Annotated in this window: 12 protein-coding genes; 1 reads left to right on the top strand and 11 read right to left on the bottom strand. The window is 41.4% G+C overall.

What is annotated here, in order from left to right:
- Window positions 1-22 precede the first annotated feature (22 nt).
- Entirely contained in the window at window positions 23-1,330 is a 1,308-nt protein-coding gene (gene obgE / locus IE337_RS03310; RefSeq protein ID WP_191136765.1) for a GTPase ObgE, read from the bottom strand.
- Between the two features lie 93 nt (window positions 1,331-1,423).
- Window positions 1,424-3,208, bottom strand: coding sequence for an excinuclease ABC subunit UvrC (uvrC, locus tag IE337_RS03305; protein ID WP_191136764.1), 1,785 nt, complete (start codon window positions 3,206-3,208; stop codon window positions 1,424-1,426).
- A gap of 161 nt (window positions 3,209-3,369) precedes the next feature.
- On the opposite strand from uvrC, the gene IE337_RS07910 reads away from it, so the two are divergent.
- Window positions 3,370-3,504, top strand: a complete 135-nt coding sequence (locus IE337_RS07910) for a hypothetical protein (protein ID WP_258311513.1) — start codon at window positions 3,370-3,372, stop codon at window positions 3,502-3,504.
- 55 nt (window positions 3,505-3,559) lie between these two features.
- Here the strand turns inward: IE337_RS07910 and IE337_RS03300 are convergent, their stop codons facing one another.
- The 9 genes from IE337_RS03300 to glyQ form a co-directional block, all read right to left on the bottom strand.
- The gene (locus IE337_RS03300) at window positions 3,560-4,795 is read right to left on the bottom strand and encodes an ABC transporter permease (protein WP_191136763.1); all 1,236 of its coding nucleotides are present in this window, start codon (window positions 4,793-4,795) and stop codon (window positions 3,560-3,562) included.
- Window positions 4,795-5,694, bottom strand: a complete 900-nt coding sequence (locus tag IE337_RS03295) for an ABC transporter ATP-binding protein (protein ID WP_057746358.1) — start codon at window positions 5,692-5,694, stop codon at window positions 4,795-4,797. The genes IE337_RS03300 and IE337_RS03295 overlap by 1 nt, the downstream gene beginning before the upstream one ends.
- Window positions 5,695-5,773: 79 nt before the next feature.
- On the bottom strand, window positions 5,774-8,539 hold the full coding sequence (locus tag IE337_RS03290) for an FtsK/SpoIIIE family DNA translocase (protein ID WP_191136762.1): 2,766 nt from the start codon (window positions 8,537-8,539) through the stop codon (window positions 5,774-5,776).
- Between the two features lie 15 nt (window positions 8,540-8,554).
- On the bottom strand, window positions 8,555-9,070 hold the full coding sequence (locus IE337_RS03285; protein WP_191136761.1) for a tRNA (cytidine(34)-2'-O)-methyltransferase: 516 nt from the start codon (window positions 9,068-9,070) through the stop codon (window positions 8,555-8,557).
- Between the two features lie 113 nt (window positions 9,071-9,183).
- Window positions 9,184-10,380 carry an AI-2E family transporter gene (locus IE337_RS03280; RefSeq protein WP_191136760.1) on the bottom strand — a complete coding sequence of 399 codons (1,197 nt, stop codon included), beginning with the start codon at window positions 10,378-10,380 and terminating at the stop codon, window positions 9,184-9,186.
- 21 nt (window positions 10,381-10,401) lie between these two features.
- Window positions 10,402-11,436: a lactonase family protein gene (locus tag IE337_RS03275; protein ID WP_191136759.1), complete on the bottom strand. Its 1,035-nt coding sequence runs from the start codon at window positions 11,434-11,436 to the stop codon at window positions 10,402-10,404.
- A gap of 135 nt (window positions 11,437-11,571) precedes the next feature.
- Window positions 11,572-12,519 carry a TerC family protein gene (locus IE337_RS03270; RefSeq protein ID WP_191136758.1) on the bottom strand — a complete coding sequence of 316 codons (948 nt, stop codon included), beginning with the start codon at window positions 12,517-12,519 and terminating at the stop codon, window positions 11,572-11,574.
- 176 nt (window positions 12,520-12,695) lie between these two features.
- The gene (glyS, locus tag IE337_RS03265) at window positions 12,696-14,777 is read right to left on the bottom strand and encodes a glycine--tRNA ligase subunit beta (RefSeq protein ID WP_191136757.1); all 2,082 of its coding nucleotides are present in this window, start codon (window positions 14,775-14,777) and stop codon (window positions 12,696-12,698) included.
- Between the two features lies 1 nt (window position 14,778).
- A complete protein-coding gene (gene glyQ / locus IE337_RS03260) occupies window positions 14,779-15,705 on the bottom strand; it encodes a glycine--tRNA ligase subunit alpha (RefSeq protein ID WP_124943197.1) in 927 nt (308 codons plus the stop codon).
- Window positions 15,706-15,814 lie beyond the last annotated feature (109 nt).

Genomic DNA, 15,814 nt, shown 5'->3' with positions numbered 1-15,814 from the left:
CTAATATCAACGGTTTATTGTTTTATTCTTCATATTCGAATTGGAAATCAAGAATTTGAACGGTATCCCCATTCTTGGCTCCGGCATCGTGCAAGGCCGCATCAACACCCATCTTACGCATCACACGTGCAAAACGCATGAGTGATTCGGTGAAGGCCGTGTTTGTTCGACGCATGATGTCTTCGATTTCATCACCATACACAATCCACAAATCATCTTCAGCATGATCAATCTGGAAGGCAGGTTGATCATCCTTAAATTCATACATGGTTGTTTCAGATTCAGGTTCCATCCCCTTAGCAATGAATTGTGGTGTCACATCCAAAAGATCCGCTGTACGACGCATCAATGGTTGCACACCTTCACGATTCAAAGATGAGATTGGCATAATTTCAACATCATCCGGTACAGATGGATCATCTGCAAGCTTTTGCTTGAATTCAACTAAGGTCTCTTCGGCGTCAGGCATATCCATTTTTGTTGGCACGATAATTTGTGGACGTTCCAACAAAGCTGGATCATAAGTCTCAAGCTCACTGTTAATAGCTTTATAAGCTTCATATGGATCATTTTCAGGATCAATCCCTGACATATCAATCATGTGCAAGATAACCCGTGTCCGTTCAACGTGACGCAAGAACTGAATACCCAGCCCAACTCCATCTGATGCACCTTCAATCAGACCAGGTAAGTCGGCCATAACAAAGTCGCGCCCATCATCTAGTTGTACCATGCCTAAGTTAGGAACAAGCGTTGTAAAGTGATAAGCCGCCACTTTAGGCTTGGCTGCCGTTACAACTGAGAGTAATGTTGATTTCCCAACAGAGGGGAATCCCACTAATCCAACATCAGCTAGAACCCGCAACTCCAGTTGGAGTGAGAATTCCTGACCAGGTTCACCATTTTCGGCAATTTCTGGTGCAGGATTTTTTGAAGTCGCAAAATGGATATTACCACGACCACCACGACCACCTTCTGCAACAACTAATTCTTGGCCTGGTTCAGTTAAGTCAGCCACAATTTGTCCAGTTTCAGTATTGGTCACTGTGGTTCCTTCTGGAACTTTAATCACTAAATCTTCAGCTGACCGCCCTGTCATACCTTTAGTCGCACCATTTTGACCAGGTGTTGCCTTAAAGTGCGTCTTATAACGGAAATCCATCAAGGTACGTAACCCTGAATCTACTTTCAAAATGACTGATCCCCCGTGACCACCGTCACCACCAAAAGGACCACCCATATCCACATACTTTTCATGTCGGAAAGAGACGACTCCATCGCCACCCTTTCCAGCTTTTACATTAATTTTTACTTGGTCGACAAACGCCATCGTTCATGACCTCACTTTCTTATTTTACAAACTGCAATAAACCGTAATCTTCAGTATAAATTAAAACGTTCGCGATTGCTAGTCACTTCCCCTTTAATCTTGTCGGGCTTGCAAGGAAATTTTGATATTTTGAATGACCTTATCGGAGATACCCATTTCTTTTAGTTCGTCATCAGGGGCATTCGCTATTTTTTTTAGGGACCCAAAATGGGAGAGTAACTTTTGTCGTGTTTTCGGTCCAACCCCATTAATTTCATCTAACTTCGATGCTAAAGAGTTTTTTGACCGCAATTGTCGATGAAACGTAATCGCAAACCGGTGGACCTCATCCTGAATCCGTTGGAGTAAGAAGAATCCCTGAGATTTTGGATCTAAATGCACGTGTGGTGCGCCATCTTCTTTTAGTAAATCGGCTGTTTTATGTTGATCATTCTTTACCATGGCCGCTACTGGAATTTCCAACCCTAACTCATCCTCGATGACTTCTTTGGCTGCATTCAATTGAATTTCGCCACCATCCATCAAAATTAGATCAGGCAATGCTTCATGTTCTTTTAAGAGACGAGAATATCGGCGACGAATGACTTCCATGGTCTCGGCCCGTTCATCAGCATGCGCGACAGTTTTGGTTTTATACTTACGATAAAGTTTCTTATTGGGGACACCATCTTCAAATACAACCATGGCTGAAACCATCTCTTCTCCACTCAAATGTGAATGGTCAAAAGCTTCAATCCGATGAATTTCAGGGATATTTAACGCGTCCGCAATTTCTTGCATAGCCCCATTGGTCTTTTGCTCATTCATTTCCATCAGGCGGAATTTTTCTTCAAGCTCAATTTTGGCGTTTTTCTCTGCCAAATCCATCAAGGCTTTTTTCTCGCCACGCTGAGGTGTTTTAACTGAAACACCCAATACATCTGCAATGGCGTCACGGTTAACCTCTTTGGGAACTAAAATTTCTTTAGGTAAAATGGCATTTTTACGATTATAAAATTGCAAGATGAAACTTGTAAGCTCTTCGCCAGCATCATCAACAATCGCAAACACGCGTTTCTCACGTTTCATCAATCGAGACTGACGAATAAAGAAAACTTGTACCGATAGCCAACCCTTATCCATATAGAAGTTAATTAAATCACGCGGGGTCCCATCATTTGAAATGATTTTTTGCTTTTCAACTGTTGTCTTGATAAATTTCAACTGGTCCCTTAAATCAGCTGCCCGTTCAAATTCAAGTTGCTCAGAGGCCTCGTTCATACGTGTCTCAAGTTGTTTTGTCACGTTCTTTGTATCACCATTGAGAAATGATTGAATATGCTTAATCTGATCAGCATACTCTGATTCGGGAACTTCTCTGAAACACGCACCTAAGCATTGGCCCATATTGGCATACAAACACGGGCGACCTTGGTAACCATTACAACGACGTAATGGATATACTTTCTGCAAGAAGTGCACCGTTTCTTCAGCAGCATAGACATTTGGGTATGGCCCAAAATAGTGTGCTCCATCCTTTTTGACGTCACTTACCAACATAATTTGTGGGTCACGTTCATTCGTGATTTTAATATAAGGATAGCCAGTCCCCTGCTTTAACCGAATATTATAGTATGGCTGATATTTTTGAATCAATGTCACTTCTAGTAACAGCGATTCTTTTTCTGAACTCGTGACAATATAATCAAAATCTGCGATATTGCGCACAAGTTCAGCCGTCTTGCCTGTGTGTTCACTTTTAAAATAAGATCGCACACGATTTTTTAAATTCTTTGCCTTTCCAACGTAAATAATTTTACCGTTGATATCTTTCATTTGGTAAGAACCAGGTAAATCTGGTAACAAGGCTAATTTTTGTTCAATATGTTCAGAAGCCATAATGACCTCCTTCCGCTCAAAATGATTACATCTATTATACACCTTTTCATACGGTTTAAGGAGTGAAATTCGGTTTAACTAAACTTTCCATCCATTCATTTTTGCGACTAAAAGTGCTACACTTATGGCAACACGATTTATCAGAAGGGAGCTCAATCAATATGGGACTACTCACACGCCGCAAGGATGAACTTGGCAAAAAAATGGATGCAACATTCCAAATTCCTGATTTAGATGATGATAATAACGCCAAAGATTTCTTGAATAAGAAAAATAAAACAGACCAAAAAAAGTAAAACTTATAAAAAAACGCCTGACTGCGATTTCACAGTCAGGCGTTTTTTTACCATTTTAATGTGCCTTAAACAGCCCTTTTAAACTCAATAAGGCGGCCTTTGTGATATTACCTTCTCGATAAGTCAATACATTGCGCTTATACACACGCAATCCGTACTTTGACAAGAAGTATAGCATCATCACTTCTAAGGTTAGTGCAATACTAGCTTGTGTCATCGTTGCATACTGTAATCCCAGCCGAGCAGGCATTAATGTTTGTGACACAAATGGCACATACGACAAAATGTTCAAAAAAGCGTTATGTGGTTGTCCATTTAAAACAAAGGTCAGAATGTAGCCAATTAATGAGATGTATGTCACAGGTGCAACTGCCTGTTGCACCTGACTTAGGTCGTTGACCATAGCGGCAATGATTGCTGTTAAAACCATATATAAGAATATTGAAACAATCACAATCAGCATAGTCATCAAAGCAAACGACCAATCAATGCCCTGCAGCATATCCAACACGCCCTTAAGTTGCGAGATTTTAGGCAGCCAGAAACTAGCTATGATACCTAAAATCAGATAAATGGCGCCATGTAAGAGCGCTAGCAAGCCAATCCCACCGATTTTCCCAAAGAATTGCACGCCTGGTGAAGTGGCCGCTAACAAGATTTCCATAATGCGTGATGATTTTTCGTTTGCTATTTCTTGAGCAATCATCCCTACATACGAGGTTAGGAACATGAAAATCAGAATGCCAAGGGCAACCGCGACGCCATAATTAGCAGCATTACTATTTGCGCCGTCTTTATTAACCCCTTTTTGACTTTGAATGTGCGTGCTCATTTCAGGTGGTGTCATCAATTGTTGCAACGTATCATCACTAACCTGCAAAGCCTTAGCCCGATTAATCGTATTGTACTGGGTTAGGGCACTCTGAAGTGCTTTTTGATCAATCGATTGACCGTTCGCTCTTTTGGTTAACGTAAATTGTTGCTGATGCTCGACCAGAACAGCATCAATTTTTTCATCAGCGAGTGCTTTATTAGCTGTACTTGTCTTGGCATAGCCTTTGATGTCAGCATCTAATTGTTGTTGTTTATCTAAATAATGGACCAAGGGTTGATTCTGTACCACACCAATCTTTGGTGCTGTATTATTTTGCGTGGCCTGCACAACAAAATTAATCCCTGCAATTGCTGCTAAAATTAAGATTGGAGTCAGCACTAACATCCAATAGCCGACGGTTTTTAACCGATTGACAAATGTCTGACGAATAACAATCCATAACTGTTTTTTCTGCATTATTTCACCTCTCCTGCCGCGACTTCACGTCTAAAAATGGCATCTAAAGTTGGTGGTTCTTGCGCAAAAGCAGGAATGTACCCCGCTTGAGTCGCCAGTTTAAACACTGTTTTTCCAGACTCAGGATCTGATAAGTGTAACAAACGGCCATCACCTTGCGGCTCAATTGCGTCCACGCCATCAATTTGGGCCAGTGTATCAGATGAAATGGGCGCTTCAAGGTATAATTCTGTCCGGCCAAAACTCTCACGGATTTCTGTGGGTGCTCCTTGTAACACGGTTTCACCATGGCGCAGCATGGTTAACTGATCGGACAACTTTTCAACACCCGCCATGTCGTGCGAACTGAAAATAATCATCGCCCCTTGTTGCTTTAAGTTCAAAATTTCCTGCATCATCAATTCTGTATTAACTGGATCTAACCCGGAAAATGGTTCGTCTAAAATTAAAAATGTTGGATTGAAAATGACTGTTGCAATCAACTGAATTTTTTGTGCATTCCCTTTTGATAAACTTTGGACTTTATCTTCCGGTTTGCCGACCACGTTCAAACGTTTCATCCAATCACGCAAAGCTAGACGTGCATCCCCACGTTTCATACCATGGAGTTCAGCAAAATAAAGGACTTGGTCTTCAATACTCATCTTCTGATATAGGCCACGTTCTTCAGGTAAAAAGCCTAATTTTTGACGCTTTTCAGCGGTCATTGACGTCCCATCCCAACGCACTGAACCACTGGTTGGATCAATAAAGTCAAGAATCATTCGAAAAGTTGTTGTTTTACCAGCGCCATTTTGACCAATCAAACCCATTACCTCGCCAGGTTTAATCTGCATATTTAAATGACTGACTGCTGTCTTATCACCAAATTGTTTTGTTAGATCATTTATTTCTATCAATGTGCCTATCTCGATTCATTTAAGTTACTCAAATTATAGCAAAACGGACGTGATGAATAAATCATCAACGTCCGTTTTTTTAACTTTGCACTTGTCGTTTTAATCCTGGTAACATCTCAGCAGTGAAATTGATTTCACGTGGTTTAGAACCATTTTGCGGTCCAATAAGACCTCGATCAGACATGTCATCAATAATCCGACCAGCTCGGTTATAACCTATCTTGAAATGACGTTGAATTGATGACGTCGAAGCACCACCTGCGCGAAGGACGAACTCCAAGACTTCATCCCAAAGTTCATCAAGCTCGTCAGCGCCACCATTCTGACCAGATTCAAGCGATTGTACTTCTGCATCAGAAACCGTCATGCTTTCATCATACTGGGCCTCACCTTGATCTTTAATAAAGTCAGTCAGATTCTCGACATCCTCATCCGAGATAAAGGCACCTTGTACACGTTGTGGACCACTTGCTCCAATTGGTGCAAATAGCATATCACCACGTCCAAGTAGCTTTTCGGCCCCATTTTGGTCCAGAATTGTTCTTGAGTCGACACCAGAAGAAACCGCAAAAGCCATTCGTGAAGGCACGTTGGCTTTAATTAGCCCCGTAATGATATCAACTGAAGGCCGTTGCGTTGCCACAATCATATGAATACCTGCGGCACGACCCAATTGTGCAATCCGCACAATTGCATTTTCCACATCACCAGAGACTGATGAAGTCATCATCAAATCAGCCAGCTCATCAATCACAACCACAAGATATGGCATGGTTTGTAACACAGTTGAAGGGTCCTTCGCATTTTGTTTTTCAACATAGCGATTATAACCATCCATGTTACGTACACCTGCATCTGCAAGGAGCTTAAAGCGTCGATCCATCTCTGCCACAACCTTTTTCAACCCAATTGAAGCCTTTTTTGGATCTGAAACGACTGGCGTAATCAGATGTGGAATATCATTATAAACTGATAGTTCAACCTTCTTGGGGTCAACTAGCATTAAACGCACTTGGCTAGGCTTGGCCTGCAATAGAATTGAGGCCAGAATTCCGTTAATGGCCACGGATTTCCCAGATCCTGTCGATCCTGCAATCAACAAATGCGGCATCTTGGTCAAATCCATTTTGACAACGCCACTAGTCACACCACGGCCAATGGGCACAGTCAAAGGATGTTTCGTATCAATCCCAGACTCTTCAACCATATCCTTAAAACCAACCGTCGCTTGTTGGTCGTTAGCAACTTCAATTCCAACCACATTTTTGCCTGGAATTGGCGCCTCAATACGCAGCGATTTAGCTGATAATGATAAGGCCAAATCATCAGCTAGGTTCTGGATTTTAGACACTTTCACACCAACTGCCGGTTTGATTTCATACTGCGTCACTGTTGGTCCAAGGACAACTTTTTCAACAGTGGCATTAATATGGAAGCTCTTCAGCGTCTCATGTAAAATACGCGCTTTTTCATTCAGTGCATCACGCTCAGCCGATTGATCAGTCGATCCAATTTCTGTTAGTAACTCTGGTGATGGCAATTGATAATGAGCGTCATCAATAACAGTTCCCAATCCACTCGCATCAACATCTTCAGTTGGTACAGACTTCGTTGAGGGTTCAACGTGACCAACGTTACTTTGATGTGGTTTTGTTTTTGGACTCGTCTGGCTATCGTTATGACCTACCACATCAGCATGCGTCAATGGCATATCTAATTCATCATCGCTGACATCTTCACCATAAGTCACAGGTTCAACCGTTGCATCTGGGCTTTGAATCACTTCATTCGCATCAAAATCAGTTGGGCCAAATGGCGAATCTTGTGGGGCGTCACTTTCTGGCGGAATCGGCGGCACATCGAAACTTCCAGACTCATTAAATGCCGGCGTATCAAATGCTGTATCGGGCAATGAATCTGCGATAACATCCTGTGTTTTTGCCTCAGGTGCAACAATTTCTGGCATTTTAAATTCCGTACTCGTTGCCTCGACATTTCCAACTTCATTTAATGACTGATCGTCTAACTGCCCAATTGTAGCATCCGGCAATTTTGCTTCCTGGTCCTGCTTCCCTGCCCCAAATGGATCATCATTAAAGACATCGGTCATCGCATGTTTCTGGCGTGTCTTAAAATCTGACACCTTTTCAGTCACTGTCTCATGAACCGTATTAGCTTTCACCTGTACATAATCCCCAGTTCCTTCGGCTAAATTGAAGAAATTATCAAAAACTTCTCGAATTGGGACGTTGAATGTCACAATCACACCACTTAAAATCAATAAGATTGCCACAAGCCATGCGCCAAAATTCCCTAGCAAGAGATGACTGACTTGGTATAAGCCCGCGCCAATCATTCCACCACCCACGGGCGTTGAAACGGCTGCATTCACCACATCTTGACGAATATACTCACTAATGTGACCCATAAAATCAGTATGAATGTTCATTTTTGTAAATAAAAGAATTGATCCAGATAGGCAAAGGCCTAAATAAAACAAGGTAAAGCCCACATACTGATTCTTTTTTATTTTCTTTGGCCACTGGTTATATGCAATTACCACTAAGAGTGGTACAAGTAAGATAACTAAGAAAAGTTGATAACTACCACCGATGCACCAGCGCATGACATTCGCAAAAAACTTGCCCAATAGGCCTACCTTAAAAATGGCCAACACCGATAATAGACTTAGACCGAGCGCCGTCAACTGTGGCCAATGTACTGCTAGCCAACTCGTCTGCTTCTTCTTAGCTGGCCGCTTTTTTTGACCAGACTTTGCAGCCGGCTTCCGTGGTGTCTTTGGCTTGGATGTTTGCTTTGGCCGATTTTGCTTTGTTTCAGCCATAATGCCTCCTTTCAGTTACTTTAATTTGTCATAATCATAATCGAATGTTAGATCAAGGCCATTAAATTGTTGCTGGCGTAGTGCTTCATAAATAACAATCGCAGCCGTGTTGGCTAGATTTAGTGATCGAATATGCTCATCATTTTGTGGAATTCGTAAGGCTTGATCCGCATGCTTGCGCATAAATGGTTCAGGCAACCCCGTTGTTTCTTTTCCAAACATAAAATAATAGTCGTGATCTGGAGCTGTAAAATCAGCTTGATGATACGCACGTGGTGCAAACTTAGAGATCAAAAATAATTCATCAGATGCTTGTAAGGTTTCCATAAAGGCAGGTAGATTTGGATGAATTTCTAAATCTACCGTATCCCAATAGTCCAAACCTGCTCGCTTCACATGTTTGTCGTCCAAATCAAAGCCAAGTGGCTCAATTAAATGTAATTTTGTATTTGTTCCCGTTGCAGTTCGGGCGATGTTCCCAGTATTAGCGGGCATCAATGGTTCAAATAAAACAATATGATTCGTACTCATAAAACTCCCCTGCGTGTCAGCCATAACGGCTTTTATTTCTACTTAAACAAAAATTATAGCACGAACTAATTAAAGTTCGTGCTATAACGCTAAATCTTATTAAAGACTTTACTCTAATCGCTCGTATGACCTGGATTAGCCTCAGCTGTTTGCTTAGTTGATATGCCGTCATCGTCGTCAAACAATCCCGAAACATGGCGCCACCAACTATATAGTTTCGTTACAAGGACCTTCAATACTGCATAACCTGGAATACCTAAGATGACCCCTGGCAATCCAAACAAATTTCCAGCTGAAAGCAACACAACCAAAACCGTTACTGGATAAATTTCCAATGAATCCCCTAACAGCTTAGGTGAAATCACATGTCCTTCCAAGATTTGTTCAATCACGAAGACAAGAACCGCCTGCGCAAATAGCATTGGTGAAACTGATAAAGCCACTCCCAACGCTGGTAACATCGCCAAAAATGATCCAATGTACGGGATTAAATTAAAGATTCCGGCTAACAATGCTAAAAATAGCCCGTAGGGCAAGCCGATAATTGTAAATCCAATCCCAAACATAATCATAACCGCAAAGGCAACTGAAAGTTGCCCACGAATATAATTTGAAATTTGCGCATTAATATCTTGCAACGTCTCTTGGAACGAACTTTGCGCTCGCTTAGGAAAGAAGCTGGTTAAGTATTTAGGCAAATGATGACCATCTTTAAGCATGTAGAACAAAATAACTGGGAAAGTAACCAGACTCACGCCAACTTTAGTAATTGAGCCGACTAGACTTGAAACGCTACTAAATCCCTTTTTTGCATAATCACTTGAGGAATTTTTAAACCAATTCGTTAGGTCATCATTGAATTCACTAACAATTGCATTCAATTGCGGATATTTATTTCCTTTGAGAATTTCATCGGAAACTTTGGTGAAACTATGCCAATAGTTTGGCACATTCTCGACAAAGCTCCGTACTTGCCCTCCCAACCACGGAATGAAGACTGCTAAGCCCCAAACCAATAAGCCAATTAGCGCAATGAAAATCAGTGAGATAATCCAAGTTCTTTTAACTTGGGTCTTTTTTTCTAGTAAATCAACGAGCGGGTTTAAAAAGTAATAGAAAACACCAGCAATGATAATAGGTGTTCCCACTGCTGCAAAAATGACTTTAAGTGGCTCGAATATAAAACTTACTTTTGAAACCATAAAAATGATAATTAACAAAAGTAAAACCACTAACAACGTCGTGACTGTTTTATTATTTAAAAACCACCGATAAAACCATGAATTTTTTTGATTTGGGTTTGCGTCCATTAAATGCTACTCCTCAACCTGTTATTTAACAAAGACAACTCGTACGGGTTCAGGTACTTGAATATCTTTTTCTTGAAGTGTCAATTGCCCAGTTACTGTATCTCGTTGATATACAGTGGCATTGTCTGTGTTTTGATTGGTCGCAATTAGGTAACGTTCATTTGGTGACAAAGCGAAGTCACGTGGGAAATCACCCTCAGTTGAAATCAGTTGAACGCGACGATCAATGGCACCATTGGCCTTAACTTCGAATACAGCAATTGAATTGTGTCCACGATTACTTGTGTAGATAAAACGGTTATCTGCAGAAACGTAGATAGCGGCAGCACCATTGTGTGCCTCCCAATCGTCAGGCTTAGTTGAAAGCGTTTGAACCAACTCAAAAGTACCTGATGTTGCATCGTAGTTCAACTCAGAAAGTTGCGATGAGAGTTCTCCTAAAAGATAGGCTTTTTGACCATCTTGACTAAAACGAATATGACGAGGACCAAAACCAGCTTCAGTTTCGAATACTGCCACTTCAGTTAACTTACCTGCTTCGGAAACATCAAATGTATAAACCTTATCTGATCCCAAATCAACTGCAACCAAACGATTGTCTGGTGTCAAATTAGCAAAGTGCATGTGAGGACCATCTTGCTCAGGACGTGGACCTGAGCCAACAGCTTGAAAAGCGTCAGTTTGCGTCAACTTACCATCAGCAGCAATTGCATAAATTTCTACAGTCCCCTTATGGTAGTTAGCTGTATAAAGGAGTTGACGGTTCTCATCAACGGCAACATAGGCTGGTGATGCACCATCAGCCAACACTTCTTGCTTTAAAGTTGTTTTTGCGTTTTCAGAATCATAATCATAAACGGCAACGCCACCTTGACCATCTTGCTTATCAACGGCGTAAAGCACGTCGGCATTACTTACATTTAAATAAGTTGGTGATCCAATTTCGGCGATTGCTTCAACATTGGACATTTCACCTGTCTGTTCATCAAAGTCAGCTTGATAAATCCCCTTTGAAACACGCTTTGTATACGTACCAAATAACATTTTCTCTGTCATTATGCCGTCCTCATTTCTTGAAATTTGTTTTTAAATATTTCTCTTACAGCTGATATTATAGCATATTTTCAACAATTGAACTTAATTGTAGAAAGCGATTGCAAAAAAAGCACCCAACCTGTGGGTGCTTTTACATTAAACTTGTTTTTCTTCACGACGTGACACGATAATTGAGGCCACAATGGCAATTGCTAATGAGCCAACAATAACTGCAAGTGACAAAACGTTTGAAATCTGGAATGAAGATCCCATCATTTTGCTTACTTCGTTCACAATCATTTTAATCCCGATAAACGCTAGAATGCCAGCTAAGGCGTACTTGATATAGCGGAACATTGGGAGAATACTTGCGAGTGCAAAATACAGTGAACGTAGCCCCATAATTGCAAAGATGTTTGAAGTGACAACAATAAATGTATCTTGTGTAACGGCCAACACCGCTGGAATTGAATCAACGGCAAACAGCAAATCTGATGCTTCAATAAACAACAAGGCCAACAAGAACTGCGTTGCATATACCTTACCATTATCTTTAACTAAGAAATGCGGTTCAACGACATCTTCCTTGATGGGTAAGAACTTACGGAACAGTTTAATCATACCACTGTCATTCAAGTCCTGGTCGCCATCCTTTTCAAAGAACATCTTGATCCCAGTGTAAACCAAGAAAGCCCCGAAAATGTACATCAACCATTCGAAGCGATGCAATAAGGCTGCACCACCAAAAATGAAGATAACACGCATTACCAGTGCACCAAACACACCCCAGAACAAAATTCGGTGTTGATACTTTGGTGCAATCTTGAAATAGCTAAACACTAAGATAAAGATAAATAAATTATCAATACTCAATGATTTTTCCAAAAGGTAGGCAGTGATAAAGTCAACTGCTGGTGCCTTTCCACCGAAATACCAGACACCGCCAGCAAAGACGAAAGCTAGTCCAATCCAAAAGGCACTCCATAGGAGTGAAGACTTAACTGATGGTTCTTCATCCGTCTTATGAAAAACCCCCAAATCAAGGGCTAACATAATCATGACGAAAACAAAAAAACCAATCCAATAACCAATACTTACTTCCAATTTATAACTCATCTTTCTTTTAAGGACACAAGGAATCTCCACAATTATTCCTAACAAATTTCATTATACATAGATTTCGATATAATTAAGTTAAACTTACTTATCAAGACTTTACAGTTGTGTAACAAAAAAGCAGTCTCCAGGTTAGTCCCGGCACTGCTTTTAAGTTTAAATATTTACTTACTCTTCACATCTAACTCCATGAAGTTAGCAACGCGCTTGGCTTGTTGAGAAACAGCCTGAAGTGTTGCCAAACGATTTTGCTTAACTGCGTCATCGTCAACCATCACCATTGTTTCATCAAAGTAGGCATCAATTTGTGGTGCCAATCCCAACAACGCAGCAAGCACAGCATCAGTTCCAGAAATGTCAGCAACTGGATGTACCGCTTCGTACAAGTTGGCTTCCGCATCATTTTCAAATAAGGCTGGGTCAACTGAAGCATCTGTTGGATTCTTCGTTGTGAGGCGCATAATTCGCGTCAAACCTTCAACACCATCGCGGAAGTTCGCATCATCAGTATGTGCAATCAGCGCATCTGCTGAATCAAACATTTGCGTTGTGCTGGTAAAGTCATTCTTCGTGACCGCATTAATCACATCACGACGCACACCACGATCTTGTAGCTCCTTGACCACACGATCAGTCAAGAAATCAATGACAGAGCTAACGCTTCCTGTTAAGCTCGAGGCCACTTCATCAGGTAGTCCTAATGTATCTTGTCGTTCAACCATTTGTGCGACAAAGCGGTTTAGAATTGCATCAATATCCAAATTCCAATCGTTGTCAGCCAAGATGGCCACAATTCCTGAAGCCGCACGACGTAAGGCATACGGATCATTTGAACCAGATGGAATCATTTCACCAGCAAAGAATGACAAAATCGTATCAAGCTTGTCAGCCAAAGCTAATACCTTACCTAAATCACTTTCAGGCAAAGCCCCACCGGCGCTGATTGGCATATAGTGTTCACGAATTGCTTGGGCAACTTCTGGTGTTTCACCAAAGATTAAGGCATACTTCTCACCCATAATCCCTTGCAATTCATCAAACTCCCCGACCATTCCCGTCATCAAGTCAAATTTGTAAATGGCACCTGCACGTTCAAGCAAAGCTTGTTGTCCATCATCAAAATTTAAATCATTCGCAATCAAACGCGCAATCACTGTTGCACGACGCGTGTGATCATAAACAGATCCCAACTTAGCGTGGAATGATACTCGGGTCAACTTTTCATTATAGTAATCAATATCATGCTTTTGATCTTCTTGATAGAAGAACAAGGCATCTTCAAGACGGGCGACTAACACCTTTTCATTCCCAGCAATCACATTATCCATATGATCTGCATTTCCGTTTCGAACTGAAATGAAGTGTGGCAACAAATCACCATTCGCATCTGTCACGTGGAAGAAACGTTGGTGCTCCTTCATTGAAGTAATCAATACCTCATCCGGTAATGACAAATACTTTTCATCAAAGTCACCTGAAAAGGCAGTTGGATACTCAACTAAATTATTAACTTCCTCGAGAAGGTCTGCGTCTGCAACAACTTGCCAACCATTTTCTGCACCAATTTGGGCAATTTGGTCTTGAATGGCCGCCTTACGGGCTTGGGCATCGGCTTGCACATAAACACTAGCCAAGGTTTCAACGTAATCCGTTGCAGTCATAATATCGGCATCATGACCTAGGAAGCGGTGTCCACGTGTTGAACGTCCCGCAGCCACATCCAAAATGTTGAATGGCACGATTGTATCATCCAATAATGAAACAACCCAACGAATTGGACGAACATACTCAAAACTGTGACGTCCCCAGCGCATGGTTGTTGGAAAGGTCATCGCTTCAACGACAGCTTTAACTCCCGTTAAGACTTCAGCGGCTGGCTTACCAGCTTCAAATTTTGTCACGTAAATATATTCATTACCCTTAAATTCCTTAAAAGTAATATCATCCGTTGTCAAACCTTGACCACGAACAAAGCCTTGGGCTGCCTTGGTATAATTACCATCAGCATCTAGGGCCGCCTTCTTAGCAGGTCCTTTGACTTCCTCTTGAAAATCGTCAGCCTTTTCTGCAACATCTTCAACCAACACTGCCAAACGACGTGGCGTTGAAAATGGCTTAATGGCACCATGTTGAAGGCGTTCTTCAGTTAAGAAATTTTCCATACGTTCAACGAGTTGATTAATTGCTGGTGTGACCAGGTGTGCTGGTACTTCTTCTAAACCAATTTCTAATAAGTAGTTAGCCATGTTAGTTTTCCTCCTCGTCTGCTGGTAAGTACTTTGCTCTAAGATCTTCATCCTTTAGCAAAGGGAAACCAAGCTTCTTGCGCTCGTCAATAAATTCTTGGGCCACTTGGTGCGCCATCTTACGAATGCGACTTAGATACTTCGCCCGTTCTGTTACTGATACGACACCACGTGCGTCTAACAAATTAAACGTATGTGATGACTTCAAAATATAGTCATACGCTGGATGAACCAAGTTATCAGCCAAGGCGCGCTTAGCTTCAGTTTCGTAATCATTAAAGTGGCGCAAAAGCATTTCTGAATCAGACGTATCAAATGAGTAGGTTGAATGTTCAAATTCTGGTTCCTTGAAAATGTCTCCATACAGTACGCCATTTCCCCATTCCAAATCATATACAGTTGGCACGTCTTGGATGTATGACGCTAAACGTTCCAAGCCATATGTGATTTCAGAAGTGACTGCATCAACGGGAATTCCACCAACTTGTTGGAAATATGTAAATTGCGTAACTTCCATTCCATCAAGCCAGATTTCCCAACCGATACCAGCCGCTCCCATTGATGGGTTTTCCCAGTTATCTTCAACGAAACGAATATCATGCTCGAGTGGGTTAATACCTAAGGCTTCCAATGAAGCAAGATATAGCTCTTGAATATTGTCTGGTGATGGCTTCATAACCACTTGAAATTGGTGGTGTTGATACAGACGATTTGGATTATCCCCATAACGACCATCAGCTGGACGACGTGATGGTTCGACATAGGCTGCATGCCATGGCTCTGGGCCATTCGCACGTAAAAATGTATAAGGGCTCATGGTTCCAGCCCCTTTTTCTGTATCATACGCCTCCATTAACATAGCGCCTTGGTCCGCCCAAAACTTTTGTAACGTTAAAATAATGTCTTGCACACTTAACTTTTCGGTCATTGTATTACCCTTTCTGTTTTAAATGCATAAAAAAAGCCTACACCAATTGTATTCAAACAATTGATGTAGGGACGATTAGATCGCGGTTCCACCCTACTTCCAAGAAAAT

It is taken from the genome of Weissella viridescens, from assembly GCF_014789145.1.
Lineage (GTDB): Bacteria > Bacillota > Bacilli > Lactobacillales > Lactobacillaceae > Weissella > Weissella viridescens.
This window is presented reverse-complemented; position numbering and strand designations above follow the sequence as displayed.